General features: G+C 56.7%; 15 protein-coding genes. 2 read left to right on the top strand and 13 right to left on the bottom strand.

Annotated features, from left to right (window positions below):
* Nucleotides 1-42: 42 nt before the first annotated feature.
* From D1223_RS02510 to D1223_RS02495, 4 genes are all read right to left on the bottom strand, one after another.
* Complete coding sequence (locus D1223_RS02510) at nt 43-555, bottom strand: 3-isopropylmalate dehydratase small subunit (protein WP_119374821.1); 513 nt, start codon at nt 553-555, stop codon at nt 43-45.
* Nucleotides 556-564: 9 nt separating this feature from the next.
* Nucleotides 565-1,821, bottom strand: a complete 1,257-nt coding sequence (locus D1223_RS02505) for a 3-isopropylmalate dehydratase large subunit (RefSeq protein WP_119374820.1) — start codon at nt 1,819-1,821, stop codon at nt 565-567.
* Nucleotides 1,822-2,131: 310 nt separating this feature from the next.
* Nucleotides 2,132-3,307, bottom strand: a complete 1,176-nt coding sequence (locus tag D1223_RS02500) for an iron-containing alcohol dehydrogenase (protein ID WP_119374819.1) — start codon at nt 3,305-3,307, stop codon at nt 2,132-2,134.
* A gap of 128 nt (nt 3,308-3,435) precedes the next feature.
* Nucleotides 3,436-4,731: an MFS transporter gene (locus D1223_RS02495; protein WP_119374818.1), complete on the bottom strand. Its 1,296-nt coding sequence runs from the start codon at nt 4,729-4,731 to the stop codon at nt 3,436-3,438.
* A gap of 219 nt (nt 4,732-4,950) precedes the next feature.
* On the opposite strand from D1223_RS02495, the gene D1223_RS02490 reads away from it, so the two are divergent.
* Nucleotides 4,951-5,955, top strand: a complete 1,005-nt coding sequence (locus D1223_RS02490) for an NADPH:quinone oxidoreductase family protein (protein WP_233353009.1) — start codon at nt 4,951-4,953, stop codon at nt 5,953-5,955.
* Between the two features lie 73 nt (nt 5,956-6,028).
* Nucleotides 6,029-6,673, top strand: coding sequence for a polysaccharide deacetylase family protein (locus D1223_RS02485; protein ID WP_119374817.1), 645 nt, complete (start codon nt 6,029-6,031; stop codon nt 6,671-6,673).
* A 103-nt stretch (nt 6,674-6,776) separates the two neighbouring features.
* Here D1223_RS02485 and D1223_RS02480 read toward each other — a convergent pair whose 3' ends face one another.
* The 9 genes from D1223_RS02480 to D1223_RS02440 all read right to left on the bottom strand — a co-directional run bounded on the left by D1223_RS02480 (nt 6,777) and on the right by D1223_RS02440 (nt 17,779).
* A complete protein-coding gene (locus D1223_RS02480) occupies nt 6,777-7,670 on the bottom strand; it encodes an SDR family NAD(P)-dependent oxidoreductase (protein WP_158588376.1) in 894 nt (297 codons plus the stop codon).
* 114 nt (nt 7,671-7,784) lie between these two features.
* Nucleotides 7,785-10,157: a TonB-dependent receptor gene (locus tag D1223_RS02475; protein ID WP_119374815.1), complete on the bottom strand. Its 2,373-nt coding sequence runs from the start codon at nt 10,155-10,157 to the stop codon at nt 7,785-7,787.
* Between the two features lie 588 nt (nt 10,158-10,745).
* Nucleotides 10,746-11,516 (bottom strand): SDR family NAD(P)-dependent oxidoreductase, encoded by a 771-nt coding sequence (locus D1223_RS02470; RefSeq protein ID WP_119374814.1) that lies wholly within the window; start codon nt 11,514-11,516, stop codon nt 10,746-10,748.
* Between the two features lie 53 nt (nt 11,517-11,569).
* Nucleotides 11,570-13,084 carry a class I adenylate-forming enzyme family protein gene (locus D1223_RS02465; RefSeq protein ID WP_119374813.1) on the bottom strand — a complete coding sequence of 505 codons (1,515 nt, stop codon included), beginning with the start codon at nt 13,082-13,084 and terminating at the stop codon, nt 11,570-11,572.
* Between the two features lies 1 nt (nt 13,085).
* Entirely contained in the window at nt 13,086-14,246 is a 1,161-nt protein-coding gene (locus D1223_RS02460) for an acyl-CoA dehydrogenase family protein (RefSeq protein ID WP_119374812.1), read from the bottom strand.
* Between the two features lie 26 nt (nt 14,247-14,272).
* The gene (locus D1223_RS02455) at nt 14,273-15,424 is read right to left on the bottom strand and encodes a thiolase family protein (protein ID WP_119374811.1); all 1,152 of its coding nucleotides are present in this window, start codon (nt 15,422-15,424) and stop codon (nt 14,273-14,275) included.
* Nucleotides 15,421-15,876, bottom strand: a complete 456-nt coding sequence (locus D1223_RS02450; protein ID WP_158588375.1) for a Zn-ribbon domain-containing OB-fold protein — start codon at nt 15,874-15,876, stop codon at nt 15,421-15,423. The genes D1223_RS02455 and D1223_RS02450 overlap by 4 nt, the downstream gene beginning before the upstream one ends.
* A 256-nt stretch (nt 15,877-16,132) precedes the next feature.
* Nucleotides 16,133-16,903, bottom strand: a complete 771-nt coding sequence (locus D1223_RS02445) for a class II aldolase/adducin family protein (RefSeq protein WP_119374809.1) — start codon at nt 16,901-16,903, stop codon at nt 16,133-16,135.
* 30 nt (nt 16,904-16,933) lie between these two features.
* Nucleotides 16,934-17,779, bottom strand: coding sequence for an NAD(P)-dependent oxidoreductase (locus D1223_RS02440; RefSeq protein WP_158588374.1), 846 nt, complete (start codon nt 17,777-17,779; stop codon nt 16,934-16,936).
* Nucleotides 17,780-17,817: the final 38 nt, after the last annotated feature.

Below are 17,817 nucleotides of genomic sequence, written 5' to 3'. Positions count from 1 at the left end.
CATGCGCGGCCTTTTTTCAAAACACATAATGCCTTCATGGCCTTATCCGTTTTGCAGGCGCCTGCGAAACGCCTCTTTCCAGCCACCGATACGGATCGTCTCGAGCAGCACATCGGGCAGAGGATCAATGGAGGCGCTTGTGCTGCGGGTCTTGTTGTGAATGGTACCGCGTTCGAAGTCGACCACGAGCCTGTCGCCACTTTCGCAACCGGCGACAATTTGAGAGGCACAGGTCAAAAATGGCACGCCCGCCATGACAAGATTTCTAAAATGGCCGCGCGGGATGGAGGCAGCGATTACGCCAACTTTGGCGGCGGAAAGCGCATAGGCTGCCTGGGGATGAGCATGCCCCGTCCCGAACCTTTTTCCGGCAACAATCAGATCGCCGTCATTCACCTTTGACGAAAAGCCCGGATCGCAATGGGCGAACAGCGCCTCACGGAGAACACTGGGGCGGGTTTCACGCGCGAATGCGAGTTCCAGCGAGACGATGTCACCGTCGCAGCTTACGTCATCACCGAATTTCCAGCACCGGCCTTGATATAGAAGGGACATGGCAAATCTCTAAGTGTATTCGCGGGGATCGGTTATGCAGCCTCTTACGGCCGACGCAGCGACGGTGAGCGGGCTTGCGAGGTAGATGTCCGCATCTTTCGCGCCGAGCCTTCCAGGCTCGTTGACCGTGCCCGTATTGATCGATGTTTCGCCAGACGCGAGCGGCGCAATGAACCCAGCCGCGCAAACGCCGCAGCCGGGGGGCGACATGATAGCGCCTGCTTCTGTGAATACTTCGAGTAATCCTTCACGCGCGGCCATTGCTGCGACTTCCTGAGTTCCGGGGGTCACGATCAGTCGTACGTCCGGCGCCACCCGCCGGCCGCGAAGGATTGAGGCAGCGGCTCTCAAATCTGCGATCCCGCCATTCGCGCAGGACCCGATCGACGCATGTTGTATCGGCCGGCCGGACACAACAGAGACCCCCACCACCGATGTGACCCGTGGCGGCACGGCGACCTGGGGGTCGATTGTCGATATATCAAACTCCAAAATCGCCCTATATCCGGCATTGCGGTCGCCATAGACAGGCCGGAATGACCGGGTCGCGCGGCCTTTCGCCCATTCCAGGATGGCCTCGTCGGGAGCCACGAAAGCAGACTTTGCCGTCGATTCCAGCGGTGCGTTGCAGAGCGTTACCCGCGCGTCCAGATCAAAAGCGCTTAAGGCGGGCCCATCAAACTCGACCATGGCGTAGTCCATGAGGTCCGGGTCGATGTCAGCGATAAGCCGCTGGGCAACATCCCGAACCGTGGTGCCTTTTGACAGCGCACCAAAAAGGCGCACCAAAAGCGTTTCGGGCACTTTCAGCCAGACAGATCCGCATGCCATGACTTCGGTTATTTCCGGGCCAAGATAAAATCCGGCTGCACCGATTGCCCCGAAATTCGGCGTGTGCAGATCATATCCCAAGATCAGATCGCCGGGACTGACGAGACCGCGCTCCATCGGAAAAAGATGACCGTGTCCTCCGCGCCCCGGACCAAAGACATGACCGATCTCCAACTGCCGGCAAAGCTCCAGATTCTGCTTTTGCCGCTCCGCGGCCAGCTTTGACGTCGCAAGCGGCTCATGATCGGTACAGAAAAGGATTTTGTCAGGACGATAGAGACGGCTGACCTCCAGCTCCCTCAACGTTTTTGCTGCACTTACGAGATAATGATCATGCAGCGTCGCAAGATCAGGTTCAGGATATATGATGTCTCCGGCCTGAACCGGACGGGCAACCTTGTGCGATAGTATTTTTTCAATTGCCGTTTGCGCCATCAGGCCCGCCCTGCTGAAAATGAAACGTACATCTGCAGCCTGCGGCAAGCGCCGGAGCCAACGCGCCCTGGCAGTTTCAGCGCGTCATTCACGATTACAGGGACGGCCGCAACCACAGCAATCCAACCTTCCTGAGCAGGCTCACTTCTCTTGGCTTTGCAAAACAGATAGCCGTATAAAATTACTAAACGACCGCTTAGTGTCAAGATCTGGACAGACGTCCCCTTTTGCCCGGACTGAAGCAATCATAGGCCTGCGTTCACCGAGCACCATCGCAAGAACGGATCTCGTGTATATTCAACGGAATGAGTCAGGCAGCCCATTCAAGAATCTCAACAATATCAGCGCCAGACATTATGGGACGGCAGTTGGACGCCGCATACCGATCACAGATCGCGACGTCAGCCACGGCAGGAAACTGTGCGCGATCAACCCCGATTTCGGACAATCGCGACGGGAGCGACAGCCGGGCAACAAGTCCTTCTATGATTGAAGCCGCATCGCCCGCAGCATTTCCGCTCAGCGCCAATGAGATCAGCCTGTTGGCACGCGGGCAATATGCATGATTCCATCGCAGAACGGGGGCGAGTGTGACGCATGACGTCAAACCATGCGAAACTCCACACACCGCCCCGAGGGCATGACCAATTGCATGACTGGCCCCCACCAAAACACCATGCGCAGGCCCCGCAACAGACATCCAGCAGCCAAGTTGCGCTTCCGCCAGCAGCCTGCGCGGCGGCGGCTTCTTCAAGTCCATCGCGTCTGCAATAGCAGGCAGGGCGTTCCCGAGAAGCGCGAGCGCACGCTCAGCAAGAGGTTCAGTATAGGCATTCGGCTGGAGAGCACACAATGTCTCTGCAGCGTGATCAATGGCCTTTATTCCGGAACTCAGGAGTATTTCGCGAGGCGCATGCACCAAGGCGGCGGGGTCGTATATGATCGTTCGCGGAATAGCATATTCATGCCCGATTGTTTCCTTTGCAGACTTCCGCTCAGTCAGCATACCCCCAACAGGAGATAGTTCAGCCGCAGAGAGGGTGGTCGGAAGCGCAATAATGCGCGGATGCGGTTCAGCCTCGCCGGAATTCAGGCGCACAGAGCCCAGAAGAAGCCCGGAGAGGGCCTCTTCGGAAGCTATATTTTTCCAGAAAGCGATGCAGACCGATTTCGCTGTATCGATCACCGACCCTCCCCCGACCGCCAGAACTGCATCCGGCCGCCGTCCGTTCATGGCGTGAACAGCCTCGATTGTACAGCGGGCCGGAGAATGAGGGCGGCAAGCGCCATAAACCGTCAGATCCCTGCACGGAAGGCCAGCGATCAGGGCTTTCAGATAGGCAGATCGAGCCATTGAGGGACTGGTGACCAGCAGAACGTCGCGGATATTCTCTTCCCGTAGGATCACCGGCAATACCAGGCCCGCCTCCCCCCCGTGAATAATGCGTGCGATACGATTGAAGTTATGCTGGAAATGGCTCGTCATCCGCCCTCCGACAAAATGATGAAGCCCAAACAATCCGATTATCGCGCGATGGCGGAAAGCTTTGCATCTCGCTCCAATCAGATTTCACAAGCAGGCCTATAGGCCCGGCCGGAGTGTCCTTGTGATCCTCAATGGCCAGCATGGACTTTGCCTTCAGCATCACTCTTTTCTGCACGGTCAAAATTTTTCGGATAACGGCCAAGCGCGAGCAAAAGTGCCGCCGACCCCAGCAACAACACAGCACAGGTGTGCAGAACGGGTTCGTATGTTCCAAACCTGTCATAGGCATAGCCGATAAGGCCCGGACCGAACCCCGCCCCCACCGCGAACACCGCATAGACGATGCCGTATATTGCGCCATAGTGGCGAAGACCGAAATATCGCCCCACGAGAAAAGATAGCAGATCGTACTCGGCGCCAGCCGCGAACCCGATCAGAGCGATCGCAATGATCCCCATCCCAAAATTGATTGGGCTGAGTGCCAGAAGCACACAACCGACCGCCGCGGCGGTCAGACTTACAGCCCCCACAAGCGGGGCCCAAACCTTGTCCATCAGCCATCCACACGCCAGGCGCCCGAAAGCGAGGGTCAGGCCCATAATCGTCGTGAGCATAACCGTACGCTCTAAACTCAGGCCACCACGACCCAGTATATTCTCCAAGTGAGGTACCAAGGCTGCGATGGCTACCGCCATCGGAATGAGAAGCGCTATGATAATCCAGAAAGCGCGTGTGGTTGCCGCTTCACGCACACTGAAGCCTTCAAGGCCCGCATTGGCCTCATGGCCTTGCGCCGGCGCGGACGTCACCAAGCGCTCAGACCGGGAGAGCGCCCATCGACAGAGCGGCAATGCAATGAGGACCGGCAGGAGCCCGACGATGACAATCGCCGTGCGCCAGCCACTCATTTCGATGGCAAACCCTGCCAGCGGCTTTAGAAATGCGGCCACAAGGCCAGGACCCGCCAACATAATCCCAAGCGCAAGACCGCGATGCTTATCGAATGAGATATTGATCAGACGTGTGAAAGCTATCGGGGTTGCCCCCATACCGGCAACGCAGATAACCAGCCAGCTCATATAATACTGAACGACCGAGCCAGTGGAAAATGCCAGCGAAATATAGCCTATTGAGAGGCCTGTAAAAGAAATGCCAAGCAACCTGGACGGATCATAGCGATCCACAATGCGCCCGACGATAGGTCCGGCGGTGAGCAGCACAAGCGTGATTATGGCGATGCCGCCCATAATCACGGTAAAGCTCCAATTGAATGTTTCCCCCAGAAAGGGCGCATATATACCAATCGTGTTTATCATGAGTGACGGAACACCGAGCCCCGTTCCCACAAGCCCGGCCAGCACGAGCGGCCAGCCCTCACGAAATTCAGATTTTTCAGAACCTGCGCCGCTGATGGGGTGCTTCATGAATTATCCCCATTCCTCCCGTAGTCTCTTATGCTTACCCGATTCATATCCAGCAATTTTTTACTTGTCGACAGTTTAGTTATCGCATGCTATCTCGTCCTTATGCAGAACTGTCAATTCTGCAAAGATTATGATGTCAAAGTCACAGACCGCAGCGGCAAGCCGCCGCTATGTAAGAAAAGGAAGCCGGTGAATTTCTTTATGTGAGGTCACCCAGTTATGATGAAGGCCCTACTCTCCCTTCAAGCGGGTCCTCCCGAGACGCTGCAACTGCTTGAGGCCGACACCCCCTCACCGGGCACGAATGAGGTCCGCCTTCGGGTCCATGCCTGCGCCCTCAATTATACGGATCTGCTTCTCATCGAAGACAAGTATCAGTATCGCCCGGCTCGCCCTTTTTCGCCGGGCAGCGAGGTTGCCGGCATCATCGACGCTGTTGGTGAGGGTGTAGACAAATGGAAGCCCGGAGACCGGGTAATTGCCTATATGTATCATGGCGGACTTGCTGAAACAGCCATCGTCTCAGAAGCGAGTATTGCGACACTCCCCGCAGATCGCAGCTTCATTGACGGCGCGTCATTTCTCATACCCTACGGAACCGCTTATCACGCCCTGACGGACCGCGGATGCCTGCGCCCAGACGAAACACTGTTGGTCCTCGGCGCGACAAGCAATGTCGGCCTGGCGGCTGTGCAACTCGGAAAAGCAATTGGCGCAAAAGTGCTTGCCGCCACCTCCTCCCAACAAAGCGTTGACATACTGGAAGACGCAGGCGCGGACGATGTTCTGGTCTACGACCGCCCTCCCCTGAACCCGGAAGCCTGCAAGGCCCTTTCTGCCAATTTCAAGGCGCTGACCGGCCGCCTCGGAGCAGATGTTATACTGGATACCGTTGGCGGCCCCTATACGGATGCCGCCATACGCGCGATCGGCTGGGATGGACGATTTCTGGTGGTTGGCTTCACCGCGGGCATCCCGTCATTACCGCTCAATCTGCTTTTGATGAAACGCTGTCAGGCCATTGGCGTTTTCTGGGGCCCATACATGGAGCGGTCACCGGAACGCTATTCAGAACTGGTGCAGAACCTCTTTGAGCTGTGGGACTCAGGACAGATTCATCCGCGCCGATCCCGGATCTTCCCTTTGGATCAAAGCCGCGAGGCTCTTGAGACACTTCGCGCTGGCGGAAACACCGGCCGATTGGTCATCAATGTAAGCAAGTAAAGACAATGCGCCCCGCTTCTCATGCTCCAGAAGTCACATAGCGTACGCACAACTCGAATGGGGAGACCCGGCAATGGATGTCACTCTTACAATCGATAATGGTCCCTATCCCGACGTAACGCCCGGCGTACTGGACACTCTGTCTGCGAACGACGTGAAGGCGACCTTCTTCACCATAGGCGCGCGGCTGGACGACCAACGATGTTTCGATGTCGCGCAAAGAGCCCATGACGAAGGCCATATCGTCGCGAACCATACATTTCGGCATGACACATTGCAGGGCGATCACGTGTCTGATGAAGCGGCAATTGAGGACATCGCGCTTGCCCAGGAACGGCTTGACCGAATGGGCGCCACGCACCGGCTCTTCCGGCCATATGCCGCCATGGGGCAGATCAGTGACCGGTTGCTACGTCCAGCGACGGCAAAATATCTGTGCGAGAACGGGTATAGTTGTGCGCTTTGGAACAGCGTTCCCAGGGACTGGGAGCACCCTGAAGACTGGGATCAGATTGCCCTGGCCGATGTTCAGACCCGCGAAAGCTCCGTCATTGTCGTGCATGACTTCCCAACCGGCGCGATGGCCCGGCTGGGCGCCTTCATTGAGGGTGTCAGAGAACTGGGCGGCCGTTTTACCACAAGCTTCCCGGAGATATGCATGCCTATCCGCAAAGGCGTGGCCGATGCCCGTATCGCCTCCCTGATGCGTGTCACTTAACGATAAGGCATTTCATGCGGCAGCGTTCTGGCTGAGCACACACTTATCCGGGAGCGTCCATGCCCCCGGATATCACGCGTCCAGCCCGTCGTTCACTCCGCCGCTAGCACAATCCAGCGCGAGTGCCCGCGAGGAATGACGACAATTGATCGGCACTCGTCTCGTCGGGGTTCTCCCCCTCCGTTGCCTGACGAAATCTGTTCACGACCGTGTCACGCATGGACTCCGCATGCGAGAGAACCCAGAAGCGGCGCGCCTCAATGGCCTTGAACACCTTTTCCGCGATCATGGCCGGGGTCTGGACGTCAATCTCGACGTCGTCGAACGGGATGTGAATTTTCGCCATGTCAATTTTCTGCGGCCGCTGCTCAGCCCCAGGTTCGTTTCGCGTCGCGGTCATCATGTTTGTGGCCACAAGTTTGGGACAAAGGACACTGACGCCAATATCTGCCTCTGACATCTGAAATTCACGGTAGAGACATTCTGAAAGACCCACCACCGCATGCTTTGTGGCGACATATGCCGCGGCACCTGGCGTCGCGTAAAGCCCCGCCGCAGAAGACGTGTTGACGACATGCCCTGAATTACGGCTCACAAGCCCCGGAACAAAGGCGCGCATACCATGGATGACGCCCCAGAGATTTACCCCGACAATCCACTTCCATTCCGCCTCAGTGAACTCCCAGGCTGGCTTGAATTTGTTGACACCCGCGTTGTTGCAGACCAACCAGGGCGCACCCAACTCTGCTTCCGTTTCCGCGGCGAATCCCATAACGGCGTTGGCGTCGCTAACATCGACGCGGCATGCGAAAGCTTGCGCGCCAGTCTTCCGTACTTGCTCAAGCGCTAGCTGCAGGGGCTCTTCTTCGATATCCGCAAGCGCGACTTTCATACCCTTCTGCGCGGCGTATAAGGCAAGCCCAAGACCAATACCACTCGCGGCACCGGTAATGACAGCCACCTTACCTTCAAGATCCAATTGTTCGTTTACAGCCATGACCATTCCCTGCACTGTAGTTTATCCATTTCCCTATCGCCGGAATTTCGGCAATTCAGCGCACGCACAGAAGAAGCCCCCGTGCGTGCGCTGCTGTGGCCATCTCCGGACCTGCTAGAAGCGATACCGCAAGGTGGCTCCATAGGTGACCGGCATGCCGGTGAAACGGAAAACGTAATCCGACACCCGTGTGACATTGTTGGCGTAAAACTCATCGGTGACGTTCCGCCCCCAAATTTCGAACCGAATGTCCCCGCTCTGGGTCTCCACGCCGGCCCGCAAGTCGAGAAGAGTGTACCCATCGATCTGCATGGAGCTTTCGCGGTCCACAGCCGTGACATCACCGCTGAGCAGCGTCGTATTCGTTTCACTCCTGGAGGTCAGCGCTCCGCCAAAGAACATGTTGAGCTCTGGCGTGATCGGAAACTCATACCGAGCATCAATGACCCCCTGCCATTCAGGCGTGAAGGGGAAATCCTGGCCAACAAATGTCCCCGGCGTACCGAAGGGCCCGGTGGGGTTCGTTGGATCGCTCTGAACTTCCGTATCGATGTAGGCTCCATTGATGTTAACCCGGAGCCCTTCGACAGGGAAAAGAGCGAGATTGACTTCGGCGCCCTGAATACGCGAATCTGGAATGCTGACCAGGCTTGGCAAGGTCCCGAATGGAGGCACCGCCAGATAGCCAAGCAACTGCTTGTCCTTGTAGTCATAGTAGAATACCGCGCCGTCTAGGCTCACCCTGCGATCGGCGAAGCTGGATTTTACACCGGCCTCGTAACCAAGCACCGATTCCTGCTCAATCCCTTGCAACTGAAGCACATTCAGCGAAGGAAGCGTCGGGAAGCTCCCCGCCTTATAGCCCTTGGTCACGTTGGCATACAGCAAGGTGTCGTTGGACGGCTTCCAATTCAGGCTGACCCGCCACGAAAGGTTGTCCTCATCAAGAGAACTCGTCGCAAGATCAAGCGGGCGATTGTTGGCATCGAGCGTTCCACAAGCACCAGGAGGAATTGTGATCATCTCACCTGCGAGCGCAGACGCCAATGCGGAGTATCCCGCCACAAGTTCACCATCCCCGAAGTCGCGCGTACAGCCTTCAAAGTCACGTTCTTGACCCGTGTAACGAACGGCACCCTGCAACGTAACGGAGTCAGACAGGTCAAAATCCAGACTTCCGAAGACCGCCTTGGTGACCACATCCTGAACATTGTCGATGTAGTACCGGTCAAACGTGAAGTCCGTCGGACCAACACGCAAATGCGTGCCCGTCGTCAAAGAGGGATCGAAAATGAAGCGCTCGTCGACGCTATCGTCCTGATAATTCCCGCCAATCATCCAGCGAACTCGTTCACCATATGACCCACTCAGGCGCAGTTCCTGGGAAAAGGATTTGATCGTACCCGTATCTGTCGTCACCGTCGCCGGATAGGTTGTTCCGTCCAGGTCTTGCGGCAGATCGGTCTCATAATGCGAATAGGACGACAAGGATGCGAGGGTAAGACCGCTGCCCATATCAAACTCACCCGTCAGAGCGAATTGCTGGAATCTGTCGTCACGCGCAAAATCGCCGTCCAAGTCCCAGGCTGCCGCCCGCGCATCCAACGGAGCCTCGGGGAATACATCCGTCGGGAAGGTCAGAGGCCGCCCTCTCGGCGCTGGCTGACCGGCATCAAAGAACATCCTCTGAGGCTGTTGCGTGTCCGATGTGTCGCGCCATGCAGAGGCCATGAATGACAGATCCACCCCGTCACTCGGCGCCCAATCCAGGATCAAACGGCCATTGATGAAGCTTTCTTCGCCTATGGTGTCGCCGTTTGTATAGCCTTCTTGCCAATCCCCCTGATTTTCGGTTCGTACGGCAACGCGCGCAGACAGAGTATCCGTGAGCGGCCCACTGATGAAGCCCTCAACATCAACCTGACTGAAACGCCCAACCGTGACATCGAAACCGCTTTCAAAGCTCGAGGTCGGCTTGGCCGCAATATAGTTTATAGCCCCGCCGGTAGAGTTCTGGCCGAAAAGCGTGCCCTGCGGCCCCTTGAGGACCTCCATTCGCTCGAGGTCCAAAATAGCCCCCCGCGTCATGGGCGCGTAAGGCAACGGAATCTGATCGGTATAGATGGTTACAGCAGGACTTACGCCAAGAGTCGTCTCATTGAAGCCGACACCCCGGATGTAATAAATTGGCAGACCGTAATTGCTCTTCTGGAAACTAAACCCGGGAACGAGTTTTACCAGATCATCCGTTGTCGTAATGCCGCGCGCCTTCAGTTCTTCGTCCGTTGCGGCTGTAATGGACATCGGCACATCCTGAAGTCGCTCTGAGCGCTTCTGAGCCGTCACGATAACTTCTGACATCCTTGCAACATCAGAATTTCTGCTTTCAGTTTCCGATGCTGCAGCCTCGTTTTCTGCGACCGCGCCGTCGAGATTTGCTTCCTCAGAAGCCGACTGAGCGAGCGCCTGCCCCCCCAGCACCGCCATCAGGACACAAGACGATCCAGATACCAGCCAATGACACTTTCTAGCTCTCACTTCTTCCTCCCATTATTCGCACCTTTTGTGCTGAACTAATTTTAGACTACCCCCTGCTGAACCGGAGCTTTGGCTCACGATTCCGCGCCTGCCGCGCTTTTATGTTCGGGGCGAAATAGAAAATCGGCGACCCATGCCTCACCAAGTGAGCTTTCCGGCCCGCTCTCTCAGCTGGGGCAGCGTACTGACAGCAAAGCCACCACTGCCTCGGCCGATCGAAGAGCTTCCTCCGTCAAAACCTGCTCATCTTGCTGACAAATTTTCTATTCAGCTGAGTTGCTGATTTTCACCTCCCAACATCCACACGTTCTAATATTCGCAACTATACTGACATTAACTTATGCGACGATAATTTTACTTGTCAACCGTTAAGTTAATGGGTTTTGGGTTCGTCCGCACTGGGCCACCCGGCCTTCAAATCACACACTCAATCCTCGGCAATCGCAGTCAAAGGGCATGCTGGGGAACTTCGAAAGCACCCTCATGATATTGCGTGATGGGCCGATGCCCTCTGAACGTCGGCCCATCACTGATCTGTCAGGAAACAGGGAGCATAAGGCCCGCATCAAACCGGTAAGTCCGGCCATTATGCATCGGATTTCGCACGATCTCTTCAGCAAACGAAGCAAACTCCGAAGCCTTGCCCATCCGTTTTGGAAAAAGGGAAGCGGCCACGATACCTTCCTTGACCTCCGGCGGAGCCTGCTCATACATCGGGGTGTCAAATGCGCCCGGCGCAACAGTGACGACACGAATGCCGTGTCCGGCCAGCTCACGCATCAGCGGCAATGTCATTCCGACAATGGCGGCTTTGGAGGCACTGTACGCAATCTGACCAACCTGCCCCTCATAAGCGGCACCAGAAGCCAAATTGATGATAACACCGCGTTCGCCGTCCGCATTGGGTTCATTCCGGCTCATGGCCATGGCCGCAGAACGAGCGAGATTCACCGTACCATACAGGTTGACCTTAACGACCTGATCAAACCGATCCATCGGGATCGGCCCCTTGCGGCTCAGAAGTTTCGCCGGACCCGCTATCGCGGCCGCCGCGATGGCGACGTCAATCCGCCCGAACCGCTCCAGTCCGGCATCGATCGCAGCCTGGACGCCATCCGTATCCGCAACATTACATGCGACAGCGAGATACTTGTCGCCCAACTCCTCCTCGATGGCCGATCCACGTGCGCCATCCAGATCGATTGCAACAATGCCAGCAGCCCCCGCTTGAAGGAAATACCGCGCCGCAGCCTCCCCCAAGCCTGATGCTCCGCCGCTGATTGCGATAACTTTACCATTAATTTCCACGATATTTCTCCAATAAGATGAACGCGGCGCCCTGAATGGACACGCAGTCTGCTTCAAGCGCCGTTGCTGGCACCTCCGGTTTTGAGTTGTTCACGCAAAATGTTCTTGCGAACCTTCCCGCTCGCATTTTTGGGCAGCTCGTCGACCAGATGCCACTGACGTGGAACCTTGTATCGAGCCAGCCGGTCTTCGCACCAGGCTTGCAGGCTACTGGCGGTATGTTTGCTCTCCGCCGCGATCACGACAAAGCCAACAGGCACCTCTCCCCATTTTGGATGGGGCCCGCCCACGACAGCTACTTCCACTACACCCTGGCAGGCATAAAGGACCTCTTCGATTTCTTTGGGGTAGACGTTCTCCCCGCCACTTACGAACATGTCCTTCTTACGATCCACGAGCGTCAGGAAACGCTCCTCGTCAAAGAAGCCCAGATCGCCGGAATAGATCCAGCCATCACGAATGGTTTCAGCGGTCTGATCCGGGTTATTGAAGTAGCCCGTCATGCCCGCTTCCCGGGCCACGATGACCTCACCAACAACACCCACAGGACAGTCCACACCATGCTCATCGACAACGCGAATATCTGTATGCGGAAGCTCTTGCCCAGCCGAACCAAGCTTGCGGTCATGATCCTCAACGGACAGAACTGTGTTCAAGGTGGTTTCGGTCTGACCATAGCACTGAAGAAAGCGCACCTCCGGCCACAGGATTTGGGATCGCCTAACAATCTCGACCGGCATCGGCGCCCCGCCATACCAGGCCGTTTTGAAGCTGGCGGGCAATCCGGCAGAGCTCGTACTGTCGAGCAATACCGCATACTGGGTGGGAACGCCAAAGAAAGTGGTCGCCTCATGCGTTTCGATCAGGCCGAGCAAACCGACCGGATCAAACTTCGAAGTCAAGACGATCGAAGCCCCAACATATAAGTGGGGATGAGACACCACATACATGCCGCCCCCGTGAAACAATGGCACGGTAACAACGACACGGTCGCTGCTGCGTATACCTGCCGCCAGAGCGGTAGAGGCGGCACCCTCAATCAAGGAGCGGTGCGGCAGCATGGCGCCTTTTGGCAAGCCGGTCGTGCCACTTGTATACATGATGGCGGCGGTTGCCTGCTCGTCAAAATTGTCAGGCAGCCGCGCGAGCGGCCTGGCATCGACATCCAGAAGGTCACGGCTCATCCGCACCAGCTTGAAGCTGTCCGGACATCTGGCCTTCAGCTGCTCTGCCTGGGAAGCAAACGCGTCGGTATGAAACAACGCACTCGGCGAACAATCCCGGATCATATGCTCCAGTTCGGCGACCGCGCACCGAAAATTGAGCGGCACCATGACCGCACCAATTTTCACGATCCCGAAGTACAGCGGAAAGAACTCCAGGCAATTTTCCGCCAGCAACGCAACCCGGTCCCCTGCCCGTATCCCGAGATCCAGAAGTTGGCGACCAATACCGTCCGCACAGGCATTGAGCTCAGCAAAACTAAGCCTGTCATCCTCGAAAACGAGAGCCGTTTTGTCGCCGAAGCGCTTGGCATTCAGGCGAGCAATTTCACCCAGAAAGCGCATTTTACAGCTGGCCCCCGAAATCAGGGAAGCGGTATCCGTCCAGGAAGGTCCGGGCAATGACCGTTTTCTGAATTGAGGGCGTTCCCTCCTCGATCATATTAATCCGGCAGTCACGGTAGTGACGCTCGATATCTCTCTGCGTCGTATATCCCAATCCGCCGTGAACGAGCAGCGCGCGATCCGTCACCCTGAAAACAGCCTCTGCGCCAAACTGCTTGCACATCGCCGCTTCCGCCGGGATCCGCTCCCCCCGGTCGATCTTGGCGATCGCATCGGCCAGCATCGTCCGCAGGGCGTATATATCCATCGCCATTTCTGCCAGATACGAACGGACGGTTTCACGCGTGGCGATCGGTTTGCCAAATGTCACGCGCTGCTGAGCATATTCCAGCGATAGTTCAAGAACCCGCTCGGCTGTACCCAAAGACGTGGACGCAATGAACAGTCTGCTTTCTTCAAGCGCCTCAAGCGCATGGTGCAGACCTTTCCCTTCGACACCGCCAAGGAGGTTCTCCGCCGGAACCTGCGCGTCGTTCAGATTGAGCCGGCCGTGCTCTGCACCTTTGCAACCCATCAAACCGCCAACTGGGTCCCAGGTGAACCCAGGCGCGCCCTTGGGCAGCATCAGCACACTGATCCCTTCGGGACCTTTGCTCCGGTCCGTGTAGCAGACAAGCATCAGATAGTCAGCAATATCGCAATTGCTGATAAGATGCTTGCGGCCGTTTACGTAATAAGTATCATCCCTACGCTGCGCCGTGGTGGAGATATCGACACCGGTCCCATTGTCCGGCTCGGTAAGGGCGAAGCCGAGCTGGATCTCGCCACTCGCCACGCCAGGATATAGCTTTTGCTTTTGCTCCTCGGTAGCGAACTCCAGCAGCTTGCTCGCCGACACGTGCGCATGGAGATAACCGCGCAAACCCGCATACATCTTTGAAAGCTCAACAAGGACCGGAATGTACTGCTTGACGGTCAAACCGAGGCCGCCATAGCTCTCCGGCACGAGACAGCCATACAGCCCCAGCGACGCCAGTTTTGGTATGACTTCATCGTGCGGAATGTGGCCCTCGCGCTCGACGCGCTCAATATACGGGGTCAGATCATTCCAGATCAGATCCCGGACTTTTGAAAACCATTCCGTGTAACGGCCCTCATCCATGTTAGTCTCCCTTCTTTACTTATAACCTAGTCCGCAACCAGGATGTGTATATTGCATGCCCGAGCATCGGCCTCCTTGCTCCCCCCCATCATCTGGGCGAGCGCAACACGGGCCCCTTCCACCTGACGTCCTGTGGCTTGACCACGTAATTGCCAGGCAATCTCGGCGATCTGCCCAACACCGGACGCTCCGATAGGATGCCCTTTGGCGAGCAGTCCGCCACTGGGATTAACAGGAACACGCCCCCCCAACGCCGTAACGCCGTCGTCAATCAGCTTGCCTCCTTCTCCCGGAGCGCAAAGCCCCAACCCTTCATAGTGGACAATTTCGCAAATCGAAAAAGCGTCATGCACTTCGACGATGGACATGTCTTCCGGGCCCAGAGACGCTTGCGCATAAGCCTCTGCGGCGGCTTTTTCCTCGATTTCCCATGACGTAAAGTCACGTTTGTTGTCGTAGATACCAGTTGTCAGAACCGACGCTGCGAGACGGATTGGCTTTGTGCCCAGCTTGCGCATGACGGCTTCAGAACACAGAACAGCCGCCGCGGCGCCATCGCTGTTTGGACAACACGAGAACAGCGTGATTGGATCCGCAATTTTGGGCGACCCCAGAACCTGCTCAACAGTCAGCGGCTTCTTGAACTCTGCATACGGATTCAGGCATCCATTATCGTGATTCTTCACTGAAACCTTCGCCTGCTGCTCAAGCGTCGTTCCATAAGCTTCCATATGCTTCTGAGCGACCATCGCGAAGTAACCGGGGAAAATATCTCCCAGCTGCACTTCCATATCGGCAGCCCCGACTTTGAGAGGCGTCCCCTTCGGCATTACGGCCTTGTCGACACCAAAAACGATAACCGCATCATAAAGTCCGCTGGCCACGCCCTGCCAGCCGAGATGCAGGGCTGTTGACCCTGACGCACACGCGTTTTCGACATTCACGATCGGCAGCCCGCTCAGCCCGGCTTCCCACAACACGTGTTGCCCTACGCCGGTCTCCTCCTGAAGCATGGCGCCAAGCGCATTGCCGCAGTAGCCTGCCTGAACGTCCTTGCGATCAATCCCGGCATCCGCCAGCGCCTTGCTGACAGCCTCTGCGCCGAGATTGCGCAGGCTTCTGTCAAGATGTTTTCCGAAGGTCGTCGACCCGACTCCGGCCACGTAAACCGATCTCATGCCGCATCTCCCGAACGTGTGAATTTGTAGGTGAACAACTCGCCGCGTTTCGGATCCTGGCACAACGCTTCAGTGACCAGACGCACGGGCGTTCCAGGCACAAGGCCTCCCGCATCCGCGCGCGCAAACAAACCAAAGACGCGCAGAGGAATCTGATCCAGATCTACATATCCATAGGCATATGGCGACTTGATCCCTACAGGCGAGGGAACATGCACAACAGTACTTGCGTAGACATGCCCATCCCCTTCCACCGCCGCTGAAGCGATCTCGGCGTCCGGCCCGCAATGCTGACACACATCGCGCCGGGGAAAAGAGTACGCTCCGCATGATGAGCAATGGCCAACGAGTAGCCGGACCCTGCCACCCGCTTCAGACTCAAACACGCCTTCCATGAAAGCACTCGCCTCCACCGCGCCGGCCGGAGCATCCGCCTGCAATTGGTTCGTCAAAATTCCCTCCATATCTGCCTATCAAATTTGGGCGTACGCCCTGATAGATACACAACCTCATCGCCCGGTATCGTCGCGCCCGACAAACATGCGGCAAGCGGACGAATTTCCATCACAGCAATACTTTGGGCCGCCATCGCAGCTCAACGCGCCTGTTCAGCCGGGCTGAGCCAATTCACACATCAAACCTTTACTTACCTGTCGACCGTTTAGTGTCAAGTGCGTTTAAACGCTCGCTGCTCTCATTCTGTCCTGATTACTGCCGGTAAGACGGGTCCAGCCGGTCCAGTTTGCGCATCAGGGCGTCGAATTCCAGGCGACCTAAGTCGGGGCCAGAGAGGCGCGAATAGGTCTTGATGACGCTATCCACGATAGCCTGCTCAGGCTGAACAGGCTGAGCGCCCTGAGCCAGCGTTGCGACCTGGATCTTGCAAGCTTTATCAAGATTGAAGGCACGGTTGAAAGTCGCTGGAACTGACCTTCCCACTACAGCAACGCCATGATTGCGCAGCAGCATGATATTGTTCTGGCCCAGATCCTCGATGAGGCTTTCTCTCTCGGTGTCATCGACAAGTATGCCCCCGAAATCGTGATACGAGATGGTGTCAAAGTTCAGCATGGCTTCTTGGCAGAGCGGCAGAAGGCCTTGCGGATGATTGGCGACAGCCGCCACCTCAACCGAGTGGAAATGCATGACACAGTTTATGTCCGGCCTGGCATCATGCAGGACACTATGCAGAAAGAAGCCCGCCTCATTAACCCCATACCCCTTCTCGCCAACGGCGGTGCCGTCGGAGTATACTTTTGTCAAATCAGACGCCCGCATCTCATCGAACATTATCCCGAAAGGGTTGACGAGAAAGGCCTCCGGCTCTCCGGGCACCCGCACGGAGATGTGATTATAAATCAGCTGGTCCCAGCCAAACATTGCCGTCAGACGGTACAAGGCCGCAAGCTCAACTCGCGCGTGCCACTCATCCTCTTTCATGTCGGACTGACTAGCCGCGTGTTTCATGGTCGTCGTCATTTAAACATCTCCTTGTTCTCCCTATTGAAATCAGACCACTCCGGACGGGTGCAGAACACTCGTGACGTCATTGAGAAGGGCCTTGCCCGCGACCTGACGATGCAAATTTTCCAGGAAAAGATCATCACTCCGCGCGACCACACCGGACCCCAATGCGGCCGCATGCGCGGTGACACCCACTTTCGGGTGAGCCCAGAGCCAGCTGTCCTCTTGCAAGGGCTCGGCAGCAAAGACGTCCAGACAAGCAAAGTCTGGCTGCGCCCTCTGGAGACCCTCGCGCAGCGCCTCCTCATCAACAATCTGTCCACGGGCAACATTGATCAGCACAGCTTTTCCAGCCGACAGATGATCCAGAAATTCGCGATCGACCAAATCTCGCGTTTGTTCCGTTAACGCGGTTGTTATTACGATAACGTCCGCTTCGGGCAACAGATGCATGAAATTGTCATAGGTCACGACCCGATCGACGGCGCTATCTGCTTTCCGGTCACGCCGGACTGCTGTCAGATGAGCGCCGAACGCCCGCGCCCTGATCGCGACTTCACGCCCGATCGCTCCCAGGCCGATAATGAACCATTTTGAATCTTTCACTTCACGAAAAAATAGACGGCACCATTCGCGCCGCATAGCAGCGTCGCGGCGCTCGCCCCCCCGCTGCAGATAATCCAGAGCCGACGCCATGACATATTCCGCAATCGCTGGAGCGGTCGCATGGTTATTGGTAATTTTCACACCCTGTCTGGCCAGCGATGCATAAACCGGATCTTCCACGCCCGCCGCGCAGGTCTGCAGCCATTGCAAGGAGGGCACGCGGACCAGAGCATCCAGGAAAGGCCGGATGCCTTTTAGCGCCAGATCAGGGCCGGCATAAGCCATCGTCACCGTCCCGGACGCGCCCGGAAATTCACACTCAT

This window comes from Henriciella mobilis (genome assembly GCF_003576285.1).
GTDB classification, from domain to species: Bacteria; Pseudomonadota; Alphaproteobacteria; order Caulobacterales; family Hyphomonadaceae; genus Henriciella; species Henriciella mobilis.
This window is presented reverse-complemented; position numbering and strand designations above follow the sequence as displayed.